Consider the following 25997-nt stretch of genomic DNA (forward strand, 5'->3'; position numbering starts at 1 on the left):
GCGAGCAACTGAGGACAAGCCCTCGGCCTATTAGTACCGGTCAACTCCACCAGTCACCTGGCTTCCATATCCGGCCTATCAACCCAGTCGTCTACTGGGAGCCTTACCCCCTCAAGGAGGTGGGAGTCCTCATCTCGAAGCAGGCTTCCCGCTTAGATGCTTTCAGCGGTTATCCCTCCCGAACGTAGCCAACCAGCCATGCCCTTGGCAGAACAACTGGCACACCAGAGGTTCGTCCGTCCCGGTCCTCTCGTACTAGGGACAGCCCTTCTCAAGACTCCTACGCGCACAGCGGATAGGGACCGAACTGTCTCACGACGTTCTAAACCCAGCTCGCGTACCGCTTTAATGGGCGAACAGCCCAACCCTTGGGACCGACTCCAGCCCCAGGATGCGACGAGCCGACATCGAGGTGCCAAACCATCCCGTCGATATGGACTCTTGGGGAAGATCAGCCTGTTATCCCCGGGGTACCTTTTATCCGTTGAGCGACGGCGCTTCCACAAGCCACCGCCGGATCACTAGTCCCGACTTTCGTCCCTGCTCGACCCGTCAGTCTCACAGTCAAGCTCCCTTGTGCACTTACACTCAACACCTGATTACCAACCAGGCTGAGGGAACCTTTGGGCGCCTCCGTTACCCTTTAGGAGGCAACCGCCCCAGTTAAACTACCCATCAGACACTGTCCCTGATCCGGATCACGGACCCAGGTTAGACATCCAGCACGACCAGAGTGGTATTTCAACAACGACTCCACCCATACTGGCGTACGGGCTTCACAGTCTCCCACCTATCCTACACAAGCCGAACCGAACACCAATATCAAACTGTAGTAAAGGTCCCGGGGTCTTTCCGTCCTGCTGCGCGAAACGAGCATCTTTACTCGTACTGCAATTTCACCGGGCCTATGGTTGAGACAGCCGAGAAGTCGTTACGCCATTCGTGCAGGTCGGAACTTACCCGACAAGGAATTTCGCTACCTTAGGATGGTTATAGTTACCACCGCCGTTTACTGGCGCTTAAGTTCTCAGCTTCGCCAACCCGAAAGTCAGCTAACCGGTCCCCTTAACGTTCCAGCACCGGGCAGGCGTCAGTCCGTATACATCGCCTTACGGCTTCGCACGGACCTGTGTTTTTAGTAAACAGTCGCTTCTCGCTGGTCTCTGCGGCCACCCCAAGCTCACACCGTAAAGATGATCACCCGGAATGGCCCCCCTTCTCCCGAAGTTACGGGGGCATTTTGCCGAGTTCCTTAACCATAGTTCACCCGAACGCCTCGGTATTCTCTACCAGACCACCTGAGTCGGTTTCGGGTACGGGCCGCCATGAAACTCGCTAGAGGCTTTTCTCGACAGCATAGGATCATCCACTTCACCACAATCGGCTCGGCATCAGGTCTCAGACACATGCACGACGGATTTACCTACCGTGCGTCCTACACCCTTACCCCGGGACAACCACCGCCCGGGCTGGACTACCTTCCTGCGTCACCCCATCACTTACCTACTACCACCTTGGTTCGACGGCTCCACCACTCCCCTCAACTCCGAAGAGATCAGGGCGGCTTCACGGCCTTAGCATTAATGGATTCGATACTGGGCGCTTCAAAGCGGGTACCGGAATATCAACCGGTTATCCATCGACTACGCCTGTCGGCCTCGCCTTAGGTCCCGACTTACCCTGGGCAGATCAGCTTGACCCAGGAACCCTTAGTCAATCGGCGCACACGTTTCCCACGTGTGAATCGCTACTCATGCCTGCATTCTCACTCGTGAACCATCCACCACTACCTTCCAGCATGGCTTCACCCGGCACACGACGCTCCCCTACCCATCACAGTCCCCGTTAGGAGTATGTACTGCAATGACACGACTTCGGCGGTACGCTTGAGCCCCGCTACATTGTCGGCGCGGAATCACTTGACCAGTGAGCTATTACGCACTCTTTCAAGGATGGCTGCTTCTAAGCCAACCTCCTGGTTGTCTCTGCGACTCCACATCCTTTCCCACTTAGCGTACGCTTAGGGGCCTTAGTCGATGCTCTGGGCTGTTTCCCTCTCGACCATGGAGCTTATCCCCCACAGTCTCACTGCCGCGCTCTCACTTACCGGCATTCGGAGTTTGGCTAAGGTCAGTAACCCGGTAGGGCCCATCGCCTATCCAGTGCTCTACCTCCGGCAAGAAACACACGACGCTGCACCTAAATGCATTTCGGGGAGAACCAGCTATCACGGAGTTTGATTGGCCTTTCACCCCTAACCACAGGTCATCCCCCAGGTTTTCAACCCTGGTGGGTTCGGTCCTCCACGAAGTCTTACCTCCGCTTCAACCTGCCCATGGCTAGATCACTCCGCTTCGGGTCTTGAGCGCGCTACTAAAATCGCCCTATTCGGACTCGCTTTCGCTACGGCTCCCCCACACGGGTTAACCTCGCAACACACCGCAAACTCGCAGGCTCATTCTTCAAAAGGCACGCAGTCACGACGCACCAAGCAAGCTCGATGCGCGACGCTCCCACGGCTTGTAGGCACACGGTTTCAGGTACTATTTCACTCCGCTCCCGCGGTACTTTTCACCATTCCCTCACGGTACTATCCGCTATCGGTCACCAGGGAATATTTAGGCTTAGCGGGTGGTCCCGCCAGATTCACACAGGATTTCTCGGGCCCTATGCTACTTGGGAAACGCACAAGCAAGCCGTACAGATTTCAGCTACGGGGGTCTTACCCTCTACGCCGGGCCTTTCGCATGCCCTTCGCCTACCCATACGGTTTCTGACTCACCGACCGGCCGGCAGACCGATCAAGCACGCTCCCACAACCCCACATACGCAACCCCTGCCGGGTCTCACACGTATACGGTTTAGCCTCATCCAGTTTCGCTCGCCACTACTCCCGGAATCACGGTTGTTTTCTCTTCCTGAGGGTACTGAGATGTTTCACTTCCCCTCGTTCCCTCCACACTGCCTATGAGTTCAGCAGCGGGTGACAGCCCATGACGACTGCCGGGTTTCCCCATTCGGACACCCCCGGATCACAGCTCGGTTGACAGCTCCCCGGGGCCTATCGCGGCCTCCCACGTCCTTCATCGGTTCCTGGTGCCAAGGCATCCACCGTGCGCCCTTAAAAACTTGGCCACAGATGCTCGCGTCCACTGTGCAGTTCTCAAACAACGACCAGCCACCCGTCACACACCACCCACAAGCGATGCTTCACCGGGACCGGCAAACTGAAGGACAACCACAACGGCCGCACCCTCAGACACCCAACAGCGCGCCCGACACAACCGGCCACGATCCCCACGTTCCACGCCGAAGCAGTACTAGTGAACATCCCAACCGACCATGCCGAATAGTCAACGTTCCACCCATGAGCAAACCACCGTCGAACACTCGCCGACGTAGTGGCCCTGGATTCCCCCGAAGAGGAACCGAGATGCTCCTTAGAAAGGAGGTGATCCAGCCGCACCTTCCGGTACGGCTACCTTGTTACGACTTCGTCCCAATCGCCAGTCCCACCTTCGACAGCTCCCTCCCCACAAGGGGGTTGGGCCACCGGCTTCGGGTGTTACCGACTTTCGTGACGTGACGGGCGGTGTGTACAAGGCCCGGGAACGTATTCACCGCAGCAATGCTGATCTGCGATTACTAGCGACTCCGACTTCATGGGGTCGAGTTGCAGACCCCAATCCGAACTGAGACCGGCTTTTTGAGATTCGCTCCACCTCACGGCATCGCAGCTCATTGTACCGGCCATTGTAGCACGTGTGCAGCCCAAGACATAAGGGGCATGATGACTTGACGTCGTCCCCACCTTCCTCCGAGTTGACCCCGGCGGTCTCCCGTGAGTCCCCAGCACCACAAGGGCCTGCTGGCAACACGGGACAAGGGTTGCGCTCGTTGCGGGACTTAACCCAACATCTCACGACACGAGCTGACGACAGCCATGCACCACCTGTACACCGACCACAAGGGGGACCCTGTCTCCAGGGTTTTCCGGCGTATGTCAAGCCTTGGTAAGGTTCTTCGCGTTGCGTCGAATTAAGCCACATGCTCCGCCGCTTGTGCGGGCCCCCGTCAATTCCTTTGAGTTTTAGCCTTGCGGCCGTACTCCCCAGGCGGGGAACTTAATGCGTTAGCTGCGGCACGGACGACGTGGAATGTCGCCCACACCTAGTTCCCAACGTTTACGGCGTGGACTACCAGGGTATCTAATCCTGTTCGCTCCCCACGCTTTCGCTCCTCAGCGTCAGTATCGGCCCAGAGATCCGCCTTCGCCACCGGTGTTCCTCCTGATATCTGCGCATTTCACCGCTACACCAGGAATTCCGATCTCCCCTACCGAACTCTAGCCTGCCCGTATCGACTGCAGACCCGGGGTTAAGCCCCGGGCTTTCACAACCGACGCGACAAGCCGCCTACGAGCTCTTTACGCCCAATAATTCCGGACAACGCTTGCGCCCTACGTATTACCGCGGCTGCTGGCACGTAGTTAGCCGGCGCTTCTTCTGCAGGTACCGTCACTCACGCTTCTTCCCTGCTGAAAGAGGTTTACAACCCGAAGGCCGTCATCCCTCACGCGGCGTCGCTGCATCAGGCTTCCGCCCATTGTGCAATATTCCCCACTGCTGCCTCCCGTAGGAGTCTGGGCCGTGTCTCAGTCCCAGTGTGGCCGGTCGCCCTCTCAGGCCGGCTACCCGTCGTCGCCTTGGTAGGCCATCACCCCACCAACAAGCTGATAGGCCGCGGGCTCATCCTGCACCGCCGGAGCTTTCAACCCTCCCCCATGCGAGGAAAAGTGATATCCGGTATTAGACCCCGTTTCCAGGGCTTGTCCCAGAGTGCAGGGCAGATTGCCCACGTGTTACTCACCCGTTCGCCACTAATCCACCCCGAAAGGCTTCATCGTTCGACTTGCATGTGTTAAGCACGCCGCCAGCGTTCGTCCTGAGCCAGGATCAAACTCTCCGTGAATGCTTCACCGGTCATCCGGTTCACACACACGAGAGCGGAACCGTCGGCCGGAATAAGACCGGACGGTCCACAGCATCCTCGCTGTGTTGTGTTTCAAAGGAACCTCAACCCAACCCCAAAGTCGGGGAAGGTCGGGGTATCAACATATCTGGCGTTGACTTTTGGCACGCTGTTGAGTTCTCAAGGAACGGACGCTTCCTTCGTACTCACCCTCTCGGGCTTTCCTCCGGGCGCTTCCCTTCGGTATTTCGTGTCTCCGACTCTATCAGACTCTTTCGTGTCCGATTCCCCGTCGGAGCGGGGTTTCGCTTTCCAGTTCTCCGCTTTCGCGTTTCCCTTTCCGGCGGTTCCGACTCTATCAGAAAGATTTCGCGCCGATCGCATCGGCGTTCATCATCTGAATGTCGAATCGAAGAGTGCTCCTGGGAATTCAATTCCCATCCGGAGCGAAGTAGATCTTAAGCAGCAGGCCCGGAGCTTGTCCAGCTCCCGAGGCAACCGTTCAAATCTACCTCCCCACTCGGACCGTGTCAACGGTCTTTGTGAGGCGAAGAGGAGACTAACAGGTCGAGGACGCCCGACGCACATCAGGCCGCGACGGGCAGCTCGGCGCTTCGGTCGGCGTCCTGGACGTCGCCGATGTCGCCGGCTCGCGCCGCTCGGCCGCCGAGGACATAGACGTATGTCAGAAAGACCATCTCCGCGGCGACGCCAATGCTGATCCGCGCCCATGTGGGGAGGCCGGACGGGGTGACGAAGCCTTCGATCAGGCCGGACACGAAGAGCACCAGCGCCAGGCCGATGGCTATGCCGAGGGCGGCTCGGCCCTGCCGGGCCAGGGCGGTGCGGCGGCTGTAGGGGCCCGGGTCGATCAAGGTCCAGCCGAGGCGGAGTCCCGTACCCGCCGCGACGAAGACCGCCGTCAGTTCGAGCAGGCCGTGCGGGAGGATCAGACCGAGGAAGATGTCCAGGCGCCCGGCCGAGGACATCAGGCCGATGCCCACACCCAGGTTGAGCACGTTGATGAAGAGGATCCAGATCACCGGGAGGCAGAAGAAGGCCCCCAGGACCAGGCACATGGCTGCCGCCTGGGCGTTGTTCGTCCAGACCTGGGCCGCGAAGGAGGCCGCGGGATGGCTCGAGTAGTACGTCTCGTACTCGCCGCCCGGCCGGGTCATCTGCCGGAGATCTTCCGGGGCTCCTATCGCCGACTGGACCTCTGGATGGGCCCCGATCCACCAGCCGATGATCGCGGCGAGGAGGGTGGAAAGAAGCGCTGTCGGTATCCACCAACGGCGGGATCCGTAGACCGCCGCCGGGAAACCCGCTGTGAGGAAGCGGGCGGCGTCGTGCCAGGTGGCACGGCGAGTGCCGGTGACCGTCGCCCGAGCACGAGCCACGAGTTGAGTGAGACGCGTGGTGAGCGTGGGATCAGGAGCGCTGGACTGGATCAGGGAGAGGTGCGTCGCGGTGCGCTGGTAGAGGGCCACCAATTCGTCGGCCTCGGCCCCGTTGAGCCTGCGGCCGCGGCGCAGGAGCTGGTCCAGGCGGTCCCACTCCGCCCGGTGGGCTGTCACGAAGACATCGAGATCCATGGTCGCTGCTGCTCCAGGGCCGGGGATGGTCGGTTCATTGTCGGTTCGTATGTCTGCCGGTCCATACTCACGCGGCACGCTGCGGGCCAGCTTGGCAGACTGAGGGATTCGTGGGGCCGGGAAGGTACGAGGACGGGGCGAAGGGCGGGGGTACCGGTGAAGGATCTTGTAACGGGCGACGCGGTCGTGCTGGGGTTGCGCCCGGCGAAGCTGCCGAGCCGCGCGCTGGCGCTGGTGATCGACCTCGTGGTGGCGTGGACGGCCTATCTGCTGGTGTCGGTCGCGGTGGTGCTCTCGTCGGGCGCGCTGGACGAGGCGGCGGTCACCGCGCTCGGCATCGCCTCGTTCCTGCTGGTGCTGGTGGGCGGGCCGATAGCGGTGGAGACGCTCAGCCACGGGCGGTCGCTGGGGAAGCTGGCCTGTGGCCTGCGAGTCGTACGCGACGACGGGGGTCCCATACGGTTCCGGCACGCGCTCGTGCGCGGTGCGGTCGGAGTGGTGGAGATCCTGATGTCGTTCGGGGTCGTCGGGTGCATCGCGTCGCTGGTCTCGGCGCGGGGCCGGCGGGTCGGGGACGTCTTCGCAGGGACGCTGGTCGTGCGGGAGCGGGTACCGGCCGGGCGGTCCGCCACGGTTCCACCGCCTCCGCCGTGGCTCGTGGGACGGTTCGCGGAACTGGATCTGTCGGGTGTGCCCGACGGCCTGTGGCTCGACATACGGCAGTACCTGACGCGGATGGATCAGCTGGACGCCGGGGTCGGCCTGGGGATGGCCGAGCGGCTCGCGGACGAACTGGCGGAGCGCACCGGAACGCCCGCGCCCCAGGAGGTGCCCGCGGCCGCGTATCTGGCGGCAGTGGTACACGAACGGCAGGCGCGGGACGCCCGGCGGGCCTTCGGCGGACCGGGCGGCTCTTCCGGCGGCGTCGTCGGCGACGGTGGTTTTCCTCATGACGCTTCCCGTGCCCCGGTGCCCGCGGTTCCCACTCCCGCCGCCGCCACGGGTGACGGGCCGACAGGCTCCTCGGCCTCGTCCCGTCCCTCTGCGACGTCTTCCTCCGCTCCTCAGTCCTCTCCCTCTTCTCCCTCTTCGTCTCCGCCGTCGCCGACCGGTTTCGCCCCGCCCGCGTAGTGCGACGGGACGTCGGGAAAGGCCGACGGCGGTGACTCCAGGTCTTCGAGCTCGATGCCGGGAGCCGCGAGTACCACGTCCCCCGCGATGTGAACCGTGTGCCGCTCACCCGTGTCCAGGGCGCTGACCTGGTACTCGTCCACGGTCAAGGGGCCGTTGTCAGTGGCGTGCGCTTCACTGTTCACCAGGGCCCAGGACTGATCGAGAGTGCGGGGGGCGAGGACCGGATCCGTGAAGGCCACGAGGCGGACGCGGGTCGCGGGGGAACCGGGGGTGAGACGGAGGAGACGGGAGATCGCGACGAGGAAGGCGGGGGACGTTCCGGTGAAGGCGTGAGCGCGGACATTGCCTTCGGTGGCGTGGGCGCCGGTGGGGTCGGTACGGACCCAGGTGACGCCGTCGAGGGCAGCTCCGCGGACCTGCCAGCCGGCAGCGTGCAGTTCAACGCGGATCGGGCGGCCGAGCTCGTCGAGGGCCAGATCGACGGAGCCCGCGTGGTCGCCGGAGGGGGCGGTGATCTGGGAGACATAGCGCCAGCCGGAAGGGCCGGGCGCGCAGTGGAAGTGTTCGTCACCGAGAGGGGTGTGATCGTGCGGATCATGAAGCGAATAACGGCCGCGGGGCATGGGGGCTTTCAGGTCCTTCGGGTCCTCGGCGACTGACACCTGCGACGCTCTCACACGCCGTACACCTCGGCGAACCCCGGCGTGCGCCGGTACACGCCGGTGTTCGCCGGCTGCGGTCGGCACGGGCCGACCGCGACGGCGCTCGATGTCGGCCCTGCTGACCAACCCCCCGGGCCTCCCGGGCCCGCGAGCCGGGCTCGGGAGGGTGGTCACACACGGGACAGGCCCCCGACACGGGGGTGCGGGGGCCTGTCCTGTCCGGCGTCGGCCGGTCAGCGTGATGAGCCTGATGAGCGACGCTACGTGATCAGTAGCGGTAGTGGTCCGGCTTGAAGGGGCCCTCCACCGGGACGCCGATGTACGCGGCCTGCTCCGGGCGGAGAGTCGTGAGCTTCACGCCGAGGGCGTCGAGGTGAAGGCGGGCGACCTTCTCGTCCAGGTGCTTGGGGAGCACGTAGACGTTGGTCGGGTACTCCTCCGGCTTGGTGAAGAGCTCGATCTGGGCCAGCGTCTGGTCCGCGAACGAGTTCGACATCACGAAGGAGGGGTGACCGGTCGCGTTGCCCAGGTTCAGCAGGCGTCCCTCGGAGAGGACGATGATCACCTTGCCGTCGGGGAAGGTCCAGGTGTGCACCTGGGGCTTGACCTCGTCCTTGACGATGCCGTCGATCTTCGCCAGGCCGGCCATGTCGATCTCGTTGTCGAAGTGGCCGATGTTGCCCACGATCGCCTGGTGCTTCATCTTGGCCATGTCCGAGGCCATGATGATGTCCTTGTTGCCGGTCGTGGTGACGAAGATGTCGGCGATGCCCACGACATCGTCGAGCGTGGCGACCTGGTAGCCGTCCATCGCCGCCTGGAGGGCGCAGATGGGGTCGATCTCGGTGATGATCACGCGGGCACCCTGGCCGCGCAGGGACTCCGCGCACCCCTTGCCGACGTCGCCGTAGCCGCAGACCACCGCGACCTTGCCGCCGATGAGCACGTCGGTGGCGCGGTTGATGCCGTCGACCAGGGAGTGGCGGCAGCCGTACTTGTTGTCGAACTTGGACTTGGTGACCGCGTCGTTGACGTTGATCGCCGGGAAGAGGAGGGTGCCGTCACGCTGCATCTCGTACAGGCGGTGGACACCGGTGGTGGTCTCTTCGGTGACGCCGCGGATCTCGGACGCGAGGCGGGTCCACTTCTGCGGGTTCTCGGAGAGGGTGCGGTTCAGCAGGGTGAGGATCTGGCCGTACTCCTCGCTGTCCGCCGTGGCCGGGTCGGGGGCCTCGCCGGCCTTCTCGAACTCCACGCCCTTGTGGACCAGGAGGGTGGCGTCGCCGCCGTCGTCCAGGATCATGTTCGGGCCGCCGGTGGGGCTGTCCGGCCAGGTCAGCGCCTGCTCCGTGCACCACCAGTACTCCTCCAGCGTCTCGCCCTTCCAGGCGAAGACCGGGACGCCCTGGGGGTTGTCCGAGGTGCCGGTCGGGCCGACCGCGATGGCGGCGGCGGCGTGGTCCTGGGTGGAGAAGATGTTGCAGGACGCCCAGCGGACCTCGGCGCCGAGCGCGGTGAGGGTCTCGATGAGGACCGCGGTCTGGACCGTCATGTGCAGGGAGCCGGTGATGCGGGCACCGGCGAGCGGCTGCGCCGCCGCGTACTCCTTGCGGATGGACATCAGACCGGGCATCTCGTGCTCGGCGAGGGTGATTTCCTTGCGGCCGAACTCGGCGAGCGAGAGGTCGGCGACCTTGAAGTCCTGTCGGTTGGCGACAGTCGTCATAACGAGCTGCTCCTCGTGAATCGGGTCGAGGGTGGGTTACGTCGGCTGGCTCTGCGGCGGCGGGCATACGAATGCCCGGGCACTCGCGGCGCAGTCCGTCGTGGCCCTCTCTCCCTCGGCCGGTCCGCGCGGAGCGGGCCGCCCGACCGCCATCAGCAGCGACGTCTGGCTCTGTCACGAATCTACACCGATCGCTCCCGCCGCCCACAGCCGATGTCCCAATCGCCGTCGTGAACAGCGTCGGAAGGGCTGGTTCGAGAGTGTCCGGGTGTCAGTGGGCCGTGTCCGGGGTGGCCGTGTCCGACATGACCGCGCCCGGAGTGGCCGCGTCCTGGCCGCCGGAGGTCTTGCCCGGGTTGGTACCGGCCGCGGCGGCCGACTCGCTGTAGATGTCCGGTTCCAGGTAGATGACGCGGGCGATCGGGACGGCCTCGCGGATCCTGGCCTCGGCGGCGTTGATCGCGTTGGCGACCTCGACGGCGGTGTCGTCGTGCTCGACCGCGATCTTTGCGGCGACGAGCAACTCCTCCGGGCCGAGGTGGAGCGTGCGCATGTGGATGATGCCGGTCACGACATCGCCGTCCACGAGCGCGGCCTTGATCTTCTCGACCTCTTCCACGCCCGCGGCCTCGCCGAGGAGCAGGGACTTGGTCTCGGCCGCCAGGACGACGGCGATGAGGATGAGGAGAACGCCGATGCAGAGCGTGCCGATGCCGTCCCAGATGCCGTTGCCGGTGCCCAGCGCGAGGCCGACGCCGGCGAGGGCGAGGACGAGGCCGATCAGCGCGCCGAGGTCCTCCAGGAGCACGACGGGGAGCTCGGGAGCCTTGGCCCGGCGGATGAACTCCTTCCAGGAGAGCGCGCCGCGCAGGGCGTTCGACTCCTTGATCGCCGTACGGAAGGAGATGCCCTCGGCGATGATCGCGAAGACGAGCACCCCGACCGGCCAGTACCAGGCCTCGATCTCGTGCGGATGCTTGATCTTCTCGTAACCCTCGTAGACGGCGAACATGCCGCCGACGGAGAAGAGCACGATGGAGACGAGGAAGGCGTAGATGTAGCGCTCGCGGCCGTAGCCGAAGGGGTGCTGCGGGGTCGCTTCGCGCTTGGCCCGCTTTCCGCCGAGGAGGAGCAGCCCCTGGTTGCCGGAGTCGGCGAGGGAGTGCACGCTCTCGGCGAGCATGGACGACGAACCGCTGAAGAGGAACGCCACGAACTTAGCTACCGCGATCGCGAGATTGGCGCCGAGCGCCGCCACGATCGCCTTGGTTCCGCCTGACGCGCTCATGGGTGGGTGACGTCCCTTCCTCTGTCCTGTCGCTGGTCGCCGCCGGCCCGGCCGGGGAGGCCCGGCCGCGTCGTGGCCCCGGTACGGCGGGACATTGTTGCAGCTTCCTGCGGGAACGGTTTTTCGGTCCGCCTCAGACCACGACGGTCGCCCGGAAAATCGTTCCTGTCCCGGACAGTTCGGTCGTCTCGCCCGCCGGGACGAAGACGGCACCGCCCGGCGCGAGGCCCAGGCCGTTCGTCCGGGGCGCACCGGCCGTGCAGAGCAGGATCTGCGGGCCGGCGGTTGTCAGGTCGCGGGGGTCTGCGCCCGGCGCGAGGACGTAGCGGGAGAGCCGGAATTCGTCGATGGGCGTCTCGTACACCTCTTCCCCTGTGCCGGACGCCTCCGGGCGGAGGATGTTCGGCTCGGTCGTCTCGAAGCGCACGATACGGAGCAGTTCGGGCACGTCCACGTGCTTGGGCGTGAGCCCACAGCGCAGCACGTTGTCCGAGTTCGCCATGATCTCGACGCCGAGGCCGTTGAGGTAGGCGTGCGGGACGCCCGCGCCCAGGAAGAGCGCTTCCCCGGGCTGGAGTCGTACGTGGTTGAGCAGCATGGCGGCGATCACCCCGGGATCGCCGGGGTAGTGGTGCGCGATCGTGGCGTACGGCTCGTAGGCGCCGCCGAGCCGGCCGGCCGCGGCGGCGGCCTCGGTGACGGTGGCGGCCATCTCGGCCGGGTCCGCGGTGAGGACGGCCGTCAGCACCTCGCGCAGCGCGGCCTCCTCGGGGTGGGCACGCAGGAGGTCGGCGTACGGCTCGAGGGAGTCGACCGCCAGCCCGGCGAGCAGATCGGCCGCCTGCTCGGGGGCGCGGAAGCCGCACAGCCCGTCGAACGGGGTGAGCGCGCAGATCAGTTCGGGCTTGTGGTTGGCGTCCTTGTAGTTGCGGTGCGGGGCGTCGGTGGGGACGCCCTGTCGCTCCTCCCGCTCGTAGCCCTCCCGCGCCTGGGCGAGGTCGGGATGCACCTGGAGCGAGAGCGGGGAGCCGGCGGCGAGGAGCTTGAGCAGGAAGGGCAGGCGCGGCCCGAACTTCCGGACCGCCGCCGCGCCGAGTTCCGCTTCCGGGTCCGCGTCGATGACGGCGGAGAGCGACTGCTCGCCGGAACCGGGGCTGTTGCCTGTACCGGTGACCGTGCGCGTGCCTGTGCCTGCGTCGGTGCTCGTGCTCGTGCCTGCGTCGGTGCTCGTGCTCGTGCCGCGGTCGAGACGGGAGGGAGCGCCGGGGTGGGCGCCCAGCCACATCTCGGCCTGCGGCTCACCGGTGGGAGCGACACCGAGCAGCTCAGGGATGGCGGTCGTGGAACCCCACGCGTAGGGGCGCACGGTGTTGGAGAGGCGGTCCATGGGGTGAGCTTTCTCGTACGTGGTGACGTGACGGCGCCGAACTCATGTCATGCGGGCGCGTTCCCGGCGAGAGCCAGGTAAACGGTGGCGAAATCGGTGACGGCGAGCAGTTCGGCGAGGGCTTCCAGTTCGGCGCCGTCCTCGGGTTCCAGTTCGCTGATGCCGGTGCCGTGGCCGAGCGCGAGGTCGCGGGCGGCGGGAGCGGCGGTCAGCCCGCCGACGGGGCGGTCCCGGAGCAGTACGACGCGGGGGCGCGGACGGCCGGGGTCCTCGACCCTGTCGCGGAAGAAGTCGTCCAGGTCCGTGCCGCCGGTGACGTCCGCGGCGAGCAGGGCGCTGTGGGCCGGGAGCGCGTCGGGCAGTTCGGCGGCGAGGGCGGCTCGCCCGGTCAGTTCGGCCAGGGCGGCGGCGAACCGGCGGCCGGCGGAGGCCGCTGCCGTGCCCTCCGTCCAGATCAGGGGCAGGCTTTCGGCGAGTTCGGCGGCGAGGGTCTTGGCCGGGTTGCTGTACGTCGCGACGGCCGGGCCACAGCGCTCGGCGACGCTGTCGAGCCGGTCGGCGACCTTCTGGAGGGTCTCGGGGGGCGCGGTGAGGAGGCCTGCGCGGTCGAGGAGCGCGAGGAGGGGGACGAGCAGGGACCAGAACGCGCCGGACCCGACAGCGGTCGGGGTGTCCGCGCGCTCGGCACCGGCCGCTGCTCCGTGCTCGGCGCCGGCGTTGTTCTCGGGTCGGCCGCCGGAGTCGGCCCCGGGGCCGGACCCGGGGCCGGACCCGGATTCGCTTCCGGGTTCGGCCCCGGTCCCGTTGCCGGACTCGCTTCCGGGCTCTCCCGCGGGGTCGTTCCCGGTCGGGCCGTCGGCTTCGGTGTCGTTCCCGGACCGCTCGGACCGCTCAGGCCGTCCGTGGCGTTCCCGGCCTTCGTAGCGTTCGTTGAGGGGCGGGGCCATGGGAACGGTGAGGCCGTGCGCGTTGCCGACCGCCTCGACCAGCGGAGACGTGCGCGGGGCGACGGCCACGACCGTGCAACCACGGCGGTACGCCTGCTCGGCGAGGAGCGCGAGGGACGGTTCGCTGCCGTCGGTGGTGGCGATCAGGAGCAGATCGACGGGCCCGGCCCAACCGGGCAATGCCCAGCGCAGGGCACCGGCGGCGGGTGCGACCCCGGTGGGGCTCAGCCGGACGACGGGCGCGGCGGCGCCGGCGAGGGCGCCGAGGAGGTCGGCGACGGCGGTCGCGGCGGTACCCGAGCCCGCGATCAGCACGGCGCGTGGGCGGCCCTCGGGCGCGAGCCCGCCGACACCGGCCTCGGCGGTGTTCCGCAGGGCGGTGCGCACCCGGGCCCCGGCCTCGGCGGCGTCGCGCAGCAGCCCGCGGCGGTCGGCACGGGCCAGTGCGTCGGGGGCATCGAGCAGCGACTCGTCGAGCATGGGGACGGTCTCCTCGGGATCGCCGGGGCGTGGCGTGGCGTGTGGACGTACGGCGGGGGTCGGTCCCGTGACGCGGAGTGCGTGGCGCACGGTCGGCGGCGGCGCGTACCGACGCCGGGCGTAACCGGCACTGACCGACGTCACCGGTCGACGTCACTGGCCGGCACCGCCGGCGGGCACCATCGGCTCGTTTCGCCGGCCGGCGGGCGGCCGGAGCGTCGCTTACGCGGGGCGGCGGGCCTCGTCGACGAGGAGGACCGGGATGTCGTCCCGGACCGGGTACGCCAGGCCGCAATCCTCGCCGGTGCAGACCAGTTCCGGCGTGTCGGCCGTCGTACTGTCGCTGAGCGGGGCGTGGCAGGCCGGGCAGGCGAGGATCTCCAGGAGGCCGGCTTCGAGCGGCATGGGTGGGGGGTCCCTTCGGGCGGGGTGGGGCGGATCGATCGGGTGGAGTCAGGGTACCGCCGTCCGTCCGGGGTGCCCGCGTGCCGTCCGGGGTGCCCGCGTGCGGTTGCGGCGGGTGCGCGGTTGCCCGCGGCGCGTTTCCCCCTGCTCCCGCCGCCTGCCCGGAACCGGGGTGCCCGGGCCAGGACGCGCCGGGGAACCGCGGAGGGGCTGGGAGAGTGAGCGGTGCGGGGGTGCGCCGGTAGCCGGTGCGGGAAGCCCGCGGCGCCCGTTTCCCCTGTCCCGCCCGCATTCCCGGGGGGAACCGCGGCTGCACCCCGCCGTGGGCTTGGGGATCCTGGGGCGCGTTGCGCGCCGTACGGGGGCGCGCCTGTTCGGCTTCGTCGGCCTCGTCGGCTTCGTCGGCTTCGTGGCGCCCGGTCCTGGCTACGCCGACCCGCGCTCCGGTCATGGTCGGCGCGACGCCGGCTCTCGTATGCCGCCCGCGCCGCGTACCCCGGAGTCTCGGTCCGGCACGGCCCGCCCCGGCCCGGCCCGGCTACGCGCGGATCAGGCCCAGCACCTCGTCCCTGATCTCCTCCATCGTCGCCTCGTCCCGCGCCTCCACGTTCAGTCTCAGCAGCGGTTCCGTGTTCGACGGGCGCACGTTGAACCACCAGTCGGCCGCCGTCACCGTCAGACCGTCCAGTTCGTCGAACGTCACGCCCTCGCGCGCCGCGAACGCCTCGCGGATCGCCGCCGTGCGCCCCGTCTGGTCGACGACCGTGGAGTTGATCTCGCCGGAGCCCGCGTAGCGGTCGTACGCGGCGACCAGGGCGGAGAGCGGCCGCGGCTGCGTGCCCAGTGCGGCCAGGACATGGAGGGCGGCGAGCATGCCCGTGTCCGCGTTCCAGAAGTCGCGGAAGTAGTAGTGCGCCGAGTGCTCGCCCCCGAAGACGGCGCCCGTCTCGGCCATCTCCTGCTTGATGAAGGAGTGGCCGACGCGAGTACGGACGGGTGTCCCCCCGTGTTCCTCGACCACCTCCGGCACCGACCAGGACGTGATCAGGTTGTGGATGACCGTGCCGCCCGGGTGCTTGGCCAGCTCGCGCGCCGCCACCAGCGCGGTGATCGCCGACGGGGAGACGCCCTCGCCGCGCTCGTCCACGACGAAGCAGCGGTCCGCGTCGCCGTCGAAGGCCAGGCCCAGGTCGGCGCCCTCGGCCCGGACGCGGGCCTGGAGGTCCACCAGGTTCTTCGGGTCCAGCGGGTTGGCCTCGTGGTTCGGGAACGTACCGTCCAGTTCGAAGTACAGTGGTACGACCTCAAGCGGCAGCCCCGCGAACACCGTGGGGACCGTGTGCCCGCCCATGCCGTTGCCCGCGTCCACGACGACCTTCAGCGGGCGGATCGCGGACAGGTCGACCAGCGACAGCAGGTATTCCGCGTAGTCGTCCAGCAGGTCGCGCTTCGTGAGCGTGCCCGGCCGCGTCACCGAGGGCGGAGCGCCCTCCTCCAGCCGTCGCTCGACCAGCGCGCGGATCTCCGCCAGCCCCGTGTCCCGGCCGACGGGCGCCGCGCCGGCCCGGCACATCTTGATGCCGTTGTACCGGGCCGGGTTGTGCGACGCGGTGAACATCGCGCCCGGCACGCCCAGCCTCCCCGACGCGTAGTACAGCTGATCCGTCGAGCACAGGCCGATGATCGTCGCGTGCGCGCCGCGCGCGACCGCGCCCCGGGCGAAGGCCGACGCCAGCCCGGGCGACGACGGCCGCATGTCGTGCCCGATGACGATCGCCTCCGCCCGGGTGACCTCGACGAACGCCGCTCCGAACAGCTCGGCGAGCCGGTCGTCCAGCTGATCGGGGTACACCCCGCGCACGTCGTACGCCTTCACCAGCTGCGACAGATCAGCCACCGGTACCCCCTGCAGAACTCGGACGACGAGCCCACGCTACCCGCGCCGGCCCGGCAGCCGCGCATCGGACAGGGCAGGCACGTACGCCTCACGGAAGCATCCAGCCCAGCACCGCCGTACTCTGTCCCACCACCACCAGGCACATCACCAGCAGCAACCCCGCACTCCACGGCAGCACCTTCCGCAGCAGATCGCCCTCCCTGCCCGCGAGTCCCACCGCCGCACACGCGATCGTCAGGTTCTGCGGCGAGATCATCTTGCCCAGCACGCCCCCGGAACTGTTCGCCGCCGCCAGCAGCTCCGGCGAGAGCCCCGACTGCTGTGCCGCCGTGACCTGGAGGGCCCCGAACAGCGCGTTCGCCGAGGTGTCGGAACCGGACACCGCGACACCGAACCACCCCAGGATCGGTGACAGGAACGCCAGTCCCGCGCCCGCCGCCGCCACGGAGTGACCGATCGTGGCGGCCTGTCCTGACAGGTTCATCACATACGCGAGGGCGAGCACCGAGGTGACGGTGAGGATCGCGTACCGCAGTTCGTGGACGGTCGCCGCCCACTCCCGTAGCGCGTCCCCCGCGCGCACGCCGAGCAGCACCGCCGTGCACACGCCCGCGAGCAGCACGAGCGTGCCGCCCGTCGCCAGCAGTGGCAGGGAGAAGACATTGGCGCCCACCGGCTTCCCCTGCGCGTCGGCCACCGCCAGGAACGGCCAGTCGAAGACCCGCGTGGCCCGCGCCAGCAGGTCCTTGACCGGTGGGATCTGCGCGAGGGAGAAGATCACCACGATCAGGCCGTACGGCGCGTAGGCCCGCAGCACGTCCCGGCGCGGATCGTCCCGGTCCAGGTCCTCGCTGCGTACGCCCGTGAGCACCGACGTCCGTACCGGTTCGGCCGCGGGCCGCCGCGCCGAGGGGACCGCGACCAGGGCCGCCGCGCCCGCCAGCGCCGCGCCGATGTCGGCGAGTTGGGCGGAGACGTAGTTGGCGGCGGCGAACTGGGCCGCCGCGAAGGCCACTCCACACACCAGCGCGGGCACCCAGGTCTCGCGCAGGCCCCGCCGGCCGTCGACCAGACCGACCAGGACGAGCGGTACGACCAGTGCCAGCAGCGGCGTCTGACGCCCGACGACCGACGCGACGGTGTCCAGGGGCAGCCCGGTGACCTGAGCGAGCGTCACCACCGGTGTGCCCATCGCGCCGAAGGCCACCGGCGCGGTGTTGGCCACGAGCGAGACGAGGGCCGCCTTGACCGGGTCGAAGCCGAGCGCCACCAGCATCACGGAGCAGATGGCGACCGGCGCGCCGAATCCGGCGAGGGCCTCGAGCAGCGCGCCGAAGCAGAAGGCGATGACGAGCGCCTGGACGCGGGGATCGTCGGCCAGCCTCCCGAACGAGCGCCGCAGGACGTCGAAGTGCCGGGTGCGCAGCGTCATCCGGTACACCCACAGGGCGTTGACGACGATCCACATGATGGGGAAGAGGCCGAAGAGCACCCCTTGCGCGCCGGCCGAGAGCGTCTGGCCGAGCGGCATTCCGAAGACGAACAGGCCGACGAGCACGGCCACGGCGAGGCCGATGAGCCCCGCGAGATGCGCTTTCATGCGGACGGCACCGAGCAGGACGAGCACGGTGGCCAGGGGCAGAGCGGCGACGAGGGCGGAGAGGGCCAGCGAGTCGGCGACGGGTTCCAGTTGCTGTACGAACACGACAGACCTCCGGATTCCGCGATACGGAAACTGATCTCCCACGGATGGAAGGAATGGTCGTGTCCGCGCCAGGCCCGGTCAATGCCTCGTGCACGACCCGTGACACCGGGACGCGCTCCTCGGGACTCACACGCGCGTTACGCGCGACGCGCGCGCGACAGGTACGCGATTACGTGCGAGGCGCGCGTCAAGCGCGTCGATTCCGGCGGTCAGGACTCCGGCGAGCGCAGCACTCTCAGATGACCCCGGCGCCCGACCTCCATCGGGTCCGCGCCCCGCGCTCCCTTGCCCCCGGCCTCGGCCGCGCGTTCCTGGGGGCGGGCCGCTTCCCGTACGGCGTTGGCCAGCGCTTCGAGATCGTCACCGCTGGGACGGGCCGGGGCCGAGCCGTCCGTGAGCCGGACGACCTCCCAGCCGCGGGGCGCGGTCAGCCGCTCGCTGTGCTCCGCGCACAGGTCGTAGCAGTGAGGCTCGGCGTAGGTGGCGAGCGGGCCGAGTACCGCCGTCGAGTCGGCATAGACGTACGTCAGTGTCGCGACGGCAGGGCGGCCGCAGGCGGTGCGCGAACAGCGACGTACAGGGCTCACGATGTTGGACGGTACCGCACTCTTGAGCGGGCCGCGACGACTCTCCCCCCGGCCACTCCCCCGTGTCGCATGCTCACGGGCCTCTCGCGGTGGCCGGAAACAACTGGCCTGACCTGCACGGGAAGAGGGGTGACAGGTCGGCGACAGCCCGTAACACAGCTACGACTTGGGACAAATCACATCAGCGAAGGCGAGCGTGATGATCACACCGACCTATGGAAATGAGCCTGACTTTCGTTGGAATGATCAATATGCGACATGCTGATCGAGCCGACGGTGACGGCGATCGGCGCTGCCGTCGGAGGGCTACCCTGCGTCAGTGATGGACAGTCCAGTGCCGCCCCGCCCGATCGAGCCCCGGCCGCGTCACCGCGACCGCCACGGCCGCGGGATGCGGGGTCCCGTGGCACCGCCGCAGGTGCCGCTCTCGGTCAGCCGCTCGGAATCGTTCCGCGATCTCGTACGGGATTCCGTCGAACGGCTGGAGCACCGCTGGCCACAACTCGCCGAGGTCGACTTCATGGTCATGGACGTGCCGAATCCGCAGGACGACTCCGTGCCGCTCGGCAGCTCGGTGCCCGCGGACAAGGACCACCCCGCGCGGATCCTGGTCTACCGGCGGCCCATCGAGATCCGGGCGAAGAGCCGGGACGACTGCGCGATGCTCGTGCACGAGGTGGTGGTCGAGCAGGTGGCGGAACTGCTGGGGCTGGCGCCGGAGTCCGTCGACCCGCGCTACGGCCAGGACTGAGGCGACCGACCCCGGCCGGGCCCGGTCGTCCCGGCCCTGGCCGCTTCCGGTCCTGGCCGGTACCAGCCCTGGCCGCTTCGGGCCTGACCGCTCGGGTCCCGACCGTCTCAGTCCTGACCGCCCAGGATCGACAGATCCTCCCTGGCCTTCGGTACGAACACCGTTCCCCGGTCGTCCGGCAGCGTCTGCACCGTGAACATCGGCACACCGTCCTCCGGAAGCTCCAGCATGCGCGCCGCGTGCACCGGGCCGCCCGACTGCGGCTCCACCGTCAGCGCGTACGAGCCCTTCAGCCCGGCCGGCACCGGCGGCGTGACGGCCAGCGTCGTGCCGCCCTTGACCGTGTACGTCTCCTCGGCCGGCTCGCCGCCGTCGCTCCCCGCCGACGCCGTGACCTTGACCTTCGCCGTCTCTCCCGGCGCGGTCAGCGAGAGAGTCGAACCCTTGGCCCTGTTGTCGGCCACGGTCGCCCGTGACTCGATCTTCCCCGTCGCCGGGATGAACGCCAGCTCCTGCTTGTCGCCCTTGCCCCTGACCACACGCAGCGCCGCGGTCACCGGGGTCGCACGGGAGCCCGCGGGGCTGAGGAGCAGCGATCCCGCCTGGCCCCGCGTCACGCTGCCCAGGTCGAGGGCCGCGGTCATCCCGGACTTGACGTGCAGCGTCTCGTTCCCGGCCGGGATGATCGTGCCGTCGGCGCCCACCAACTGCACCTTCAGTTCGGCGTCGTCCGCACCCGGTGCGAACGCCACCACCCGGACGTCGGTGGCGTCCGCCGGGATGCCGGGCAGCACCACCCGGGCCGCCGGGTCGGCGGCGGCGGCCAGCCAGTCGCTGCCCCCGCCGTCGTCCGACGCGCGTACGGCGGCCCCGACCCGTCCGCTGCGGGTGGCGACCCGCACGGTCAGGTTGTCGGCGGCCTCGCCCGTCAGTGTGGAGAGCAGCACCGGGACGCTCGACCTCGCCGGGACCGGAATGCCTTCCCCCGACTCGGCTTTGAGGAGGCCGTCCTTCCCGTACAGCTCGACGTCGACGACCGCCGCGCTGTCGTCGGGGTTGGTGAGGTGCACGTAGTCCTGCCGGCTCTTCTGCGTGCTCGCGCCGGGGAACCAGAACTCCGTGTCGGGCGCCGCGCAGCTCACGCCCAGCACTCCCCGCCCGCCGCCCACCGGGACGGTGGTGGTCTGCTGCGCGGTCCAGCCGGGGGCGAAGCGGCCGGTGGCGGTGCCCACGAGAGCGGGGGCCTCGGCGCCGCTCGCCTCGGCCGAGACCGGCGTACCGGGGTCCTTGAGCGTCAGGAACGACTTGCCCTGCTCTCCGCCCTTCTCGGCGTCCTTCCCCGAGCCCTTCCCGCCGTCCTTCCCGCCGTCCTCCTCCTCGTTCTTCCCGTCGTCCTTCGGCTTGTCGTTGTCCACCAACGTGACCGTGGACTCGCGCAGTTCGGCCGCACCGTCCGTCCCGGCGTCCTTCGTGCCCGCGGGGGTGACGGACGTGTACGTCGTCTCCGCGACGTCCGAGACGCTCGGGGCCGGGCAGAGGAGGCTGCTGCGCTCCACGGGCCGCGGCAGCACCTGTGCCGTCGCCGTCGGCTCCGCGCCGTCCGGGCCGGACATCGAGGCGACGCCGGTGACGGCGGCGAGGGCCGTGGCGACCGCGATGAGGGAGAGGGTCGTACGGTTCACTGGTTGCTGCTCCCGTCCGGGCGCTGATGCCGGTCGTTCTGGGTGCCGTCGGCGTGGGGCTGCGGCTGCTGCCGGCCGTAGCCATAGGGGTCGTACGAGCCGTCCTGCGCGTACTGACCGCTCTGGTAGCCGGCGTCCTGATAGCCCGCGCCCTGGTAGTCGGCGCTCTGGTAGTCGGCGCCTTGGTACCCGCTGTCCTGGTACGCGCCCTCCTGGTACGTGCCGTTCCGGTACGCGCCGTCCGGCTGGTAGCCCGGGTCCGTGCCCTGCGTGGGGTACGGCACGGGCGGGGCCTGATAGGGGTCGTAGGACTGCTGCTCGTACTGACCCGGCACCTGCCCCTGTGCTTGTGCCTGTACCTGTGCCTGTGCCTGGTCCGGCACCTGGCCGTCGCCGTACTGCCCCGCGCCGTGGCCCGCTCCCGCGCCCTGGTACCGCTCGTCCGGCTGGGAGCCCTGTCCGTACTCGGCTTCCGCGTACGCCGGCGCGTCCCACTCGGCGTATGTGCCCTGTCGTGGCACGGTCCCGTAGGCCGGCCGCCCCTGCTCGCCGTCGGCCGTCGCTCCGGCGTCCGCGACCGTGCCCGCGACGGCACCCGCGCCCGTGGAAGCGTGCGCGTCGGCCGCCTGTGTCCCGGCCGCGTGCGCCTGCGCCTGCGCCTCCGCCTCGGCCGCCGCCCGCAGCCTGCGTGCCCGGCGGCCGTCGCCCGTCATCGCGTCCGCCGTGGCGAGGCCGTCCTCCTCCGGCAGGTCGTCGTCGATCTCCCGGCGCCGCCCCGGCAGGGCCAGCACCAGCAGGACGAGCGCGAGCAGGCCCTGCGCCCAGATCCACGCCGTGTGCGTGATCGGGTCCTCGTATGTGAGGGCCAGCCGGCCGCCCTTGGCCGGCAGTTCGAAGCCCTGGGCCCAGCCGTCGACGATCTTCTTCGTCAGCGGCTCGCCGTCCAGCGTGGCCTGCCAGCCGTCGGCCGCCCGGTCCGCGATCCGCAGCACGCGGCCCTCCGCGCCCGCCGGGACCGTCGCGTGCGCCTCGACCGGCTCCGAGGCGACGGCCAGCGGCTCGCCGGCGCCCTTGCCGTCGACGATGACGGCCCGCGCGACCTGCCGGTCCACGCGCCACAGCGCGCTGCCGTCGACCTGGCTCAGCCGGGTCAGGCCGGGGGTGGCGTCCAGCACGCGGCTGGTCTCGCGCGGCGAGCCCTCCCGTACGAGCACGTAGCGGATCGCGAACCCGCTCAGCTGATCGGTCTGGTCGGCGCCGGAACCGGCCACGAGGTTCGCGACGACCTTGTCCAGCCGGGCGTCACCGCCGCCGGCCGCCGCCAGCTCCGCGTCGCCGAGCCGCCCGCCTGAGCCACGGACCAGGGAGTACGAGACCTCCGCCGGTGACGTGCCGCCCAGGACCAGCGTGCGCGGCTGGTCGCGGGTGACGCTCTCCGCGGCGACGAACGCCGGGACCTGCACCGGGTCGCGGCGCTCCAGCGGGCCCGCGGCGCCGCTGATCATCCAGCCGAAGGCGGCCAGCAGCGGTGCGAGGCCCGCGGCGACCGCGATCAGTACGGCCACGGGCTGGCGCCAGCCGAAGCTCTGCGCGGCGACCCGGATCCGGGCACCGTCGGCGCCGAGGACGGCGGCGGCGATCAGGGCGCCGCCCTGGACGAGCGTGGCGGGCCCCGCCCAGCCGGAGTTGTTGGACAGGACTGCGAAGACCAGTCCGACGAGCGCGACGGACCAGGCGGTGAGAATCGCGAACCGCCGCTCGCCGCGCAGCAGCGCCGCCAGCGCGGCCAGCACGATCCCGGCCATCAGCAGACCGCCGACCGCCTTGGGGCCGCCGGGGCTGATGCCGAGCAGATCGAGCGCGGAGGCCGATCCCGTACCGAACTCCAGCCCCGCCTCACGGAAGAGCGCCGCCGGGTCGGTCAGCAGGGACAGCGACCAGGGCGCGAGCAGCAGGACGGGCGTGAGCAGCGCGGCGAGGACACGCGGTCCGTATCCGCCGAGGTCACCGCGGCGCAGCGCGAGGACTCCGATGCCGAACACCACCGCCATCGGCCAGACGACCGGCGTGAAGGCCATCGTGAACGTCAGCAGGAAGGCGTACGCCCAGGTGCCGCGCCAGCTTCCGCGCGCCTCGGCGTCCGCGCCGGCGCGCAGCGCGTACGCGGCGACGGCCGCCCGGGCGAGCAGCGGCAGCACGACGGCGAGAACGGCCGTGCCCAGCCGCCCGGTCGCGAGCGCGCCGGTCGCGGCGGGCAGGAAGGCGTACGCGACGCTCGCCCAGGCCCGCAGCAGCCGGGAGGGGATGAGGGGGCGGGAGGCGAAGTACGCGGTGGCTCCGGCCAGCGGCACGGAGCAGACGAGCAGCAGGGTCAGCGCGAACCCGGTGGAGCCGAGGAACAGCGCGGAGAGCGCGGCCAGCAGCGCGAGATAGGGCGGCGCGTTCTCGGTGTTCCCGGTACCGACGGGGTGCCAGCCGTCCGCGTAGCGCGACCAGAGGTCGGAGACGTCGGCGGGCGCGGGCAGCAGCGCGCCGCCCGCCAGCGCGCCCCCGCCGAGCAGCCCCCGGCAGGCGACGAGCGAGACCAGGAGCAGGAGCGCGAAGAGGACGGGCCCCGGCTTGCGCGCCAGCTTCTTCAGCCGGCCGAACTGCTCGACCTCCAGGAAGTCCGCCTCGTCGCCGCCCGGCCCCGACTCGACCGCGCCGTGCCGGGATCCGCCCGAGTCGGCGTCGGAGTCGGAGCCGAAGCTCGCGGTGATCTGTTCGACGGTGGCGCGGACCGTGGCACCGAACGGCGGGAAGAGGGGCCGCAGCTCGGCCGCCTCGACCACGCCCTTGCCCCGTCGTTTCCGCGCGGCCAGCACGCGCCCCGGCCGCAGCAGCGTGCCGAAGAGTCCCATCACCTCGTCGACGGCCTGGCCGGGCGCCTTGCCGACCAGGTAGGCGAGGGTGCGCAGCAGAGTGCCGACGGTGAGCCGCAGCAGGACGTACGGGAGGACGGCGGCCCGCGCGTTGACGAGCATGGTGTAGACGGCGCCGGCCTTGTCCACGCGGTGCGGGTTGACCACGGAGCGCCCGGCGCAGTCGACCGTACGGCGCTCCCGGGCGGCGGCCTCGGCGTGCCGCAGGACCGCGTCGGGGGCGACGAGCACCCGGTGGCCGGCGGCGTGCGCGCGCCAGCACAGGTCGACGTCGTCGCGCATCAGCGGCAGCCGGCGGTCGAACCCGCCGAGTTCCTCCCACACGTCGCGCCGGACGAGCATGCCGGCGCTGGAGACGGACAGGACGCTGCGAACTTGGTCGTGCTGGCCCTGGTCCTGCTCGCGCCGGTCGAGGCCGGTCCAGCGGCGGCCGCTGTTGGCGATGGAGACGCCGACCTCCAGCAGCTGCTTGCGGTCGTACCAGCCGCGCAGCTTGGGCCCGATGACGGCGGCGTACTCGTCGGAGTCGGCGACGCGCAGCAGTTCGAGGAGGGCCTCCGGCTCCGGCGAGCAGTCGTCGTGGAGGAACCACAGCCACTGCACGGGTTCGCCGTGCGGCAGCTCCGGCATCTCGTACGCCTCGTCGTGCCAGGTCCTGGTGACGGGGTCCCAGCCGCTGGGCCGCTTCAGGTACGGCAGGTCGTCGGGCGTGAGGACGGGGGCGGTACGGACGGCCTCGTCCACCGCCGTACCGAATCCGGACCGCCGCGCGAGGTGCAGGACGCGGTCGTCACCGAGCGCCTCCGTGAGCAGCCGGGCGGAGTCGTCGGCGCTGCCGGTGTCGGCTGCCATGACGTTCTGGACGGGACGTTCCTGGCCCAGCAGCCCGGCGAGGGCGTCGGGCAGCCAGCGCGCGCCGTCGTGGGAGACGAGGACCGCGGTCACGACGTGCCGCGGGAACTCGGGGGCGGTGGCGGGAACGAACGCGGCTGTGGTGGCGGACATCGGTGTAACGGGCCCTCCGGCCGGGGGTCGCCCCGATGGGGCGTCGGAGCGTCTGGGACGGGGCCCCACATTAACGGCTGGCAGCACGGCGGTCCGCCGCCCGCGGGGAAGCCGCGGGCGGCGGACCGTTCATTAGGTACGAGGTTGTGACGTTTGGCCGGGCGTTCGGCCTCGGCGGTCGGTGGTGACGGCCTGCCGTGACAGCCGGACGCCGGCGGCCGGGCCGTGGCGGCGGGACGCTGATGGAGAGTCATGTCACGCGGTGAACACCGCGCCGGGACATGACGGGCCGGGCACGACGGGCCGGATATGACAAGCCGGGCGTGCCGGACCGGACGCGGCGTGCGGGCCCCTGACGGCACCGGCACGGCTCGCGCCCTCAGATCGCCGCCTTCTTCAGGCGGCGGCGCTCGCGCTCCGACAGCCCGCCCCAGATACCGAATCGCTCGTCATTGGCAAGGGCATATTCAAGGCATTCGGAGCGGACCTCACAGGCAAGGCACACCTTCTTGGCCTCGCGAGTGGAACCGCCCTTCTCGGGAAAGAAGGACTCCGGGTCGGTCTGGGCGCACAAGGCGCGCTCCTGCCAGCCGAGTTCCTCTTCCGCGTCCTCGACCAGCAGTTGCTGGAACAGCTCGGTCATGTGCGCCCCTCGTCTGTCTTTTGCGTCCCCGTGATGGTGGCCGCTTCCGATTTCGGCCGAACGACACGAGTGAAATTACAAGTGTGCGCTCTGGGCCGGTCAAGCCGAGATCTGCTATTGGGCCCGGTATTCACTCTGCGGAACCAAGGCTATGCGGAAAGTGTTCAAATCACCAAAAAGTTGACACATGCCACCGGCCTGCCCGCAACCG

The 25997-nt window shown here is 69.2% G+C and carries 15 protein-coding genes and 2 rRNA genes; 2 read left to right on the forward strand and 15 right to left on the reverse strand.

The features are described from left to right. Nucleotides 1-10 precede the first annotated feature (10 nt). The 3 genes from ACU6P3_RS12710 to ACU6P3_RS12720 form a co-directional block, all read right to left on the reverse strand. Nucleotides 11-3135 (reverse strand): 23S ribosomal RNA (locus ACU6P3_RS12710). 309 nt (nucleotides 3136-3444) lie between these two features. Beyond that, a 16S ribosomal RNA gene (locus ACU6P3_RS12715) occupies nucleotides 3445-4971 on the reverse strand. The 16S and 23S rRNA genes sit together here, the layout of an rRNA operon. A 587-nt stretch (nucleotides 4972-5558) precedes the next feature. Further along, the gene (locus tag ACU6P3_RS12720; protein ID WP_447197226.1) at nucleotides 5559-6566 is read right to left on the reverse strand and encodes a stage II sporulation protein M; all 1008 of its coding nucleotides are present in this window, start codon (nucleotides 6564-6566) and stop codon (nucleotides 5559-5561) included. 156 nt (nucleotides 6567-6722) lie between these two features. Between ACU6P3_RS12720 and ACU6P3_RS12725 the strand changes: the two genes are divergently transcribed. After that, complete coding sequence (locus ACU6P3_RS12725) at nucleotides 6723-7697, forward strand: RDD family protein (protein ID WP_447197227.1); 975 nt, start codon at nucleotides 6723-6725, stop codon at nucleotides 7695-7697. Here the strand turns inward: ACU6P3_RS12725 and ACU6P3_RS12730 are convergent. The 9 genes from ACU6P3_RS12730 to ACU6P3_RS12770 form a co-directional block, all read right to left on the reverse strand. Beyond that, entirely contained in the window at nucleotides 7631-8323 is a 693-nt protein-coding gene (locus ACU6P3_RS12730; protein WP_447197868.1) for a hypothetical protein, read from the reverse strand. The genes ACU6P3_RS12725 and ACU6P3_RS12730 overlap by 67 nt on opposite strands. Before the next feature lie 307 nt (nucleotides 8324-8630). Beyond that, on the reverse strand, nucleotides 8631-10088 hold the full coding sequence (gene ahcY, locus ACU6P3_RS12735; protein ID WP_030742429.1) for an adenosylhomocysteinase: 1458 nt from the start codon (nucleotides 10086-10088) through the stop codon (nucleotides 8631-8633). 271 nt (nucleotides 10089-10359) lie between these two features. Next, the gene (locus tag ACU6P3_RS12740; RefSeq protein ID WP_447197228.1) at nucleotides 10360-11376 is read right to left on the reverse strand and encodes a cation diffusion facilitator family transporter; all 1017 of its coding nucleotides are present in this window, start codon (nucleotides 11374-11376) and stop codon (nucleotides 10360-10362) included. 133 nt (nucleotides 11377-11509) lie between these two features. Continuing rightward, nucleotides 11510-12763 carry a mannose-6-phosphate isomerase, class I gene (manA, locus tag ACU6P3_RS12745; RefSeq protein WP_447197229.1) on the reverse strand — a complete coding sequence of 418 codons (1254 nt, stop codon included), beginning with the start codon at nucleotides 12761-12763 and terminating at the stop codon, nucleotides 11510-11512. Between the two features lie 47 nt (nucleotides 12764-12810). Then, complete coding sequence (locus ACU6P3_RS12750; protein ID WP_447197230.1) at nucleotides 12811-14190, reverse strand: SIS domain-containing protein; 1380 nt, start codon at nucleotides 14188-14190, stop codon at nucleotides 12811-12813. Nucleotides 14191-14412: 222 nt separating this feature from the next. Next, nucleotides 14413-14595 carry a Trm112 family protein gene (locus tag ACU6P3_RS12755; RefSeq protein WP_447197231.1) on the reverse strand — a complete coding sequence of 61 codons (183 nt, stop codon included), beginning with the start codon at nucleotides 14593-14595 and terminating at the stop codon, nucleotides 14413-14415. A gap of 538 nt (nucleotides 14596-15133) precedes the next feature. Next, entirely contained in the window at nucleotides 15134-16492 is a 1359-nt protein-coding gene (locus tag ACU6P3_RS12760) for a phosphomannomutase/phosphoglucomutase (protein WP_447197232.1), read from the reverse strand. A gap of 88 nt (nucleotides 16493-16580) precedes the next feature. Continuing rightward, on the reverse strand, nucleotides 16581-18197 hold the full coding sequence (locus ACU6P3_RS12765) for an L-lactate permease (protein WP_447197233.1): 1617 nt from the start codon (nucleotides 18195-18197) through the stop codon (nucleotides 16581-16583). A gap of 209 nt (nucleotides 18198-18406) precedes the next feature. Next, nucleotides 18407-18784, reverse strand: a complete 378-nt coding sequence (locus ACU6P3_RS12770; RefSeq protein WP_352088766.1) for a DUF3499 domain-containing protein — start codon at nucleotides 18782-18784, stop codon at nucleotides 18407-18409. 322 nt (nucleotides 18785-19106) lie between these two features. On the opposite strand from ACU6P3_RS12770, the gene ACU6P3_RS12775 reads away from it, so the two are divergent. Further along, the gene (locus ACU6P3_RS12775) at nucleotides 19107-19535 is read left to right on the forward strand and encodes a metallopeptidase family protein (protein ID WP_344283853.1); all 429 of its coding nucleotides are present in this window, start codon (nucleotides 19107-19109) and stop codon (nucleotides 19533-19535) included. Between the two features lie 107 nt (nucleotides 19536-19642). On the opposite strand, the gene ACU6P3_RS12780 is transcribed toward ACU6P3_RS12775, so the two are convergent. From ACU6P3_RS12780 to ACU6P3_RS12790, 3 genes are all read right to left on the reverse strand, one after another. Then, on the reverse strand, nucleotides 19643-21217 hold the full coding sequence (locus ACU6P3_RS12780) for a DUF5719 family protein (protein WP_447197234.1): 1575 nt from the start codon (nucleotides 21215-21217) through the stop codon (nucleotides 19643-19645). After that, the gene (locus tag ACU6P3_RS12785) at nucleotides 21214-25143 is read right to left on the reverse strand and encodes a glycosyltransferase (RefSeq protein WP_447197235.1); all 3930 of its coding nucleotides are present in this window, start codon (nucleotides 25141-25143) and stop codon (nucleotides 21214-21216) included. Before ACU6P3_RS12785 ends, ACU6P3_RS12780 begins: the two co-directional genes overlap by 4 nt. Nucleotides 25144-25522: 379 nt before the next feature. After that, nucleotides 25523-25786, reverse strand: coding sequence for a WhiB family transcriptional regulator (locus ACU6P3_RS12790; protein WP_030742398.1), 264 nt, complete (start codon nucleotides 25784-25786; stop codon nucleotides 25523-25525). Between the last annotated feature and the right edge of the window lie 211 nt (nucleotides 25787-25997).

It is taken from the genome of Streptomyces hebeiensis (assembly GCF_052983195.1).

Coding starts and splice junctions, on each gene's coding strand:
- ACU6P3_RS12720 (WP_447197226.1), bottom strand. CDS start 6,566: ATGGATCTCGATGTCTTCGTGACAGCCCACCGGGCGGAGTGGGACCGC.
- ACU6P3_RS12730 (WP_447197868.1), bottom strand. CDS start 8,323: ATGCCCCGCGGCCGTTATTCGCTTCATGATCCGCACGATCACACCCCT.
- ahcY (WP_030742429.1), bottom strand. CDS start 10,088: ATGACGACTGTCGCCAACCGACAGGACTTCAAGGTCGCCGACCTCTCG.
- ACU6P3_RS12740 (WP_447197228.1), bottom strand. CDS start 11,376: ATGAGCGCGTCAGGCGGAACCAAGGCGATCGTGGCGGCGCTCGGCGCC.
- manA (WP_447197229.1), bottom strand. CDS start 12,763: ATGGACCGCCTCTCCAACACCGTGCGCCCCTACGCGTGGGGTTCCACG.
- ACU6P3_RS12750 (WP_447197230.1), bottom strand. CDS start 14,190: ATGCTCGACGAGTCGCTGCTCGATGCCCCCGACGCACTGGCCCGTGCC.
- ACU6P3_RS12755 (WP_447197231.1), bottom strand. CDS start 14,595: ATGCCGCTCGAAGCCGGCCTCCTGGAGATCCTCGCCTGCCCGGCCTGC.
- ACU6P3_RS12775 (WP_344283853.1), top strand. CDS start 19,107: ATGGACAGTCCAGTGCCGCCCCGCCCGATCGAGCCCCGGCCGCGTCAC.
- ACU6P3_RS12785 (WP_447197235.1), bottom strand. CDS start 25,143: ATGTCCGCCACCACAGCCGCGTTCGTTCCCGCCACCGCCCCCGAGTTC.
- ACU6P3_RS12790 (WP_030742398.1), bottom strand. CDS start 25,786: ATGACCGAGCTGTTCCAGCAACTGCTGGTCGAGGACGCGGAAGAGGAA.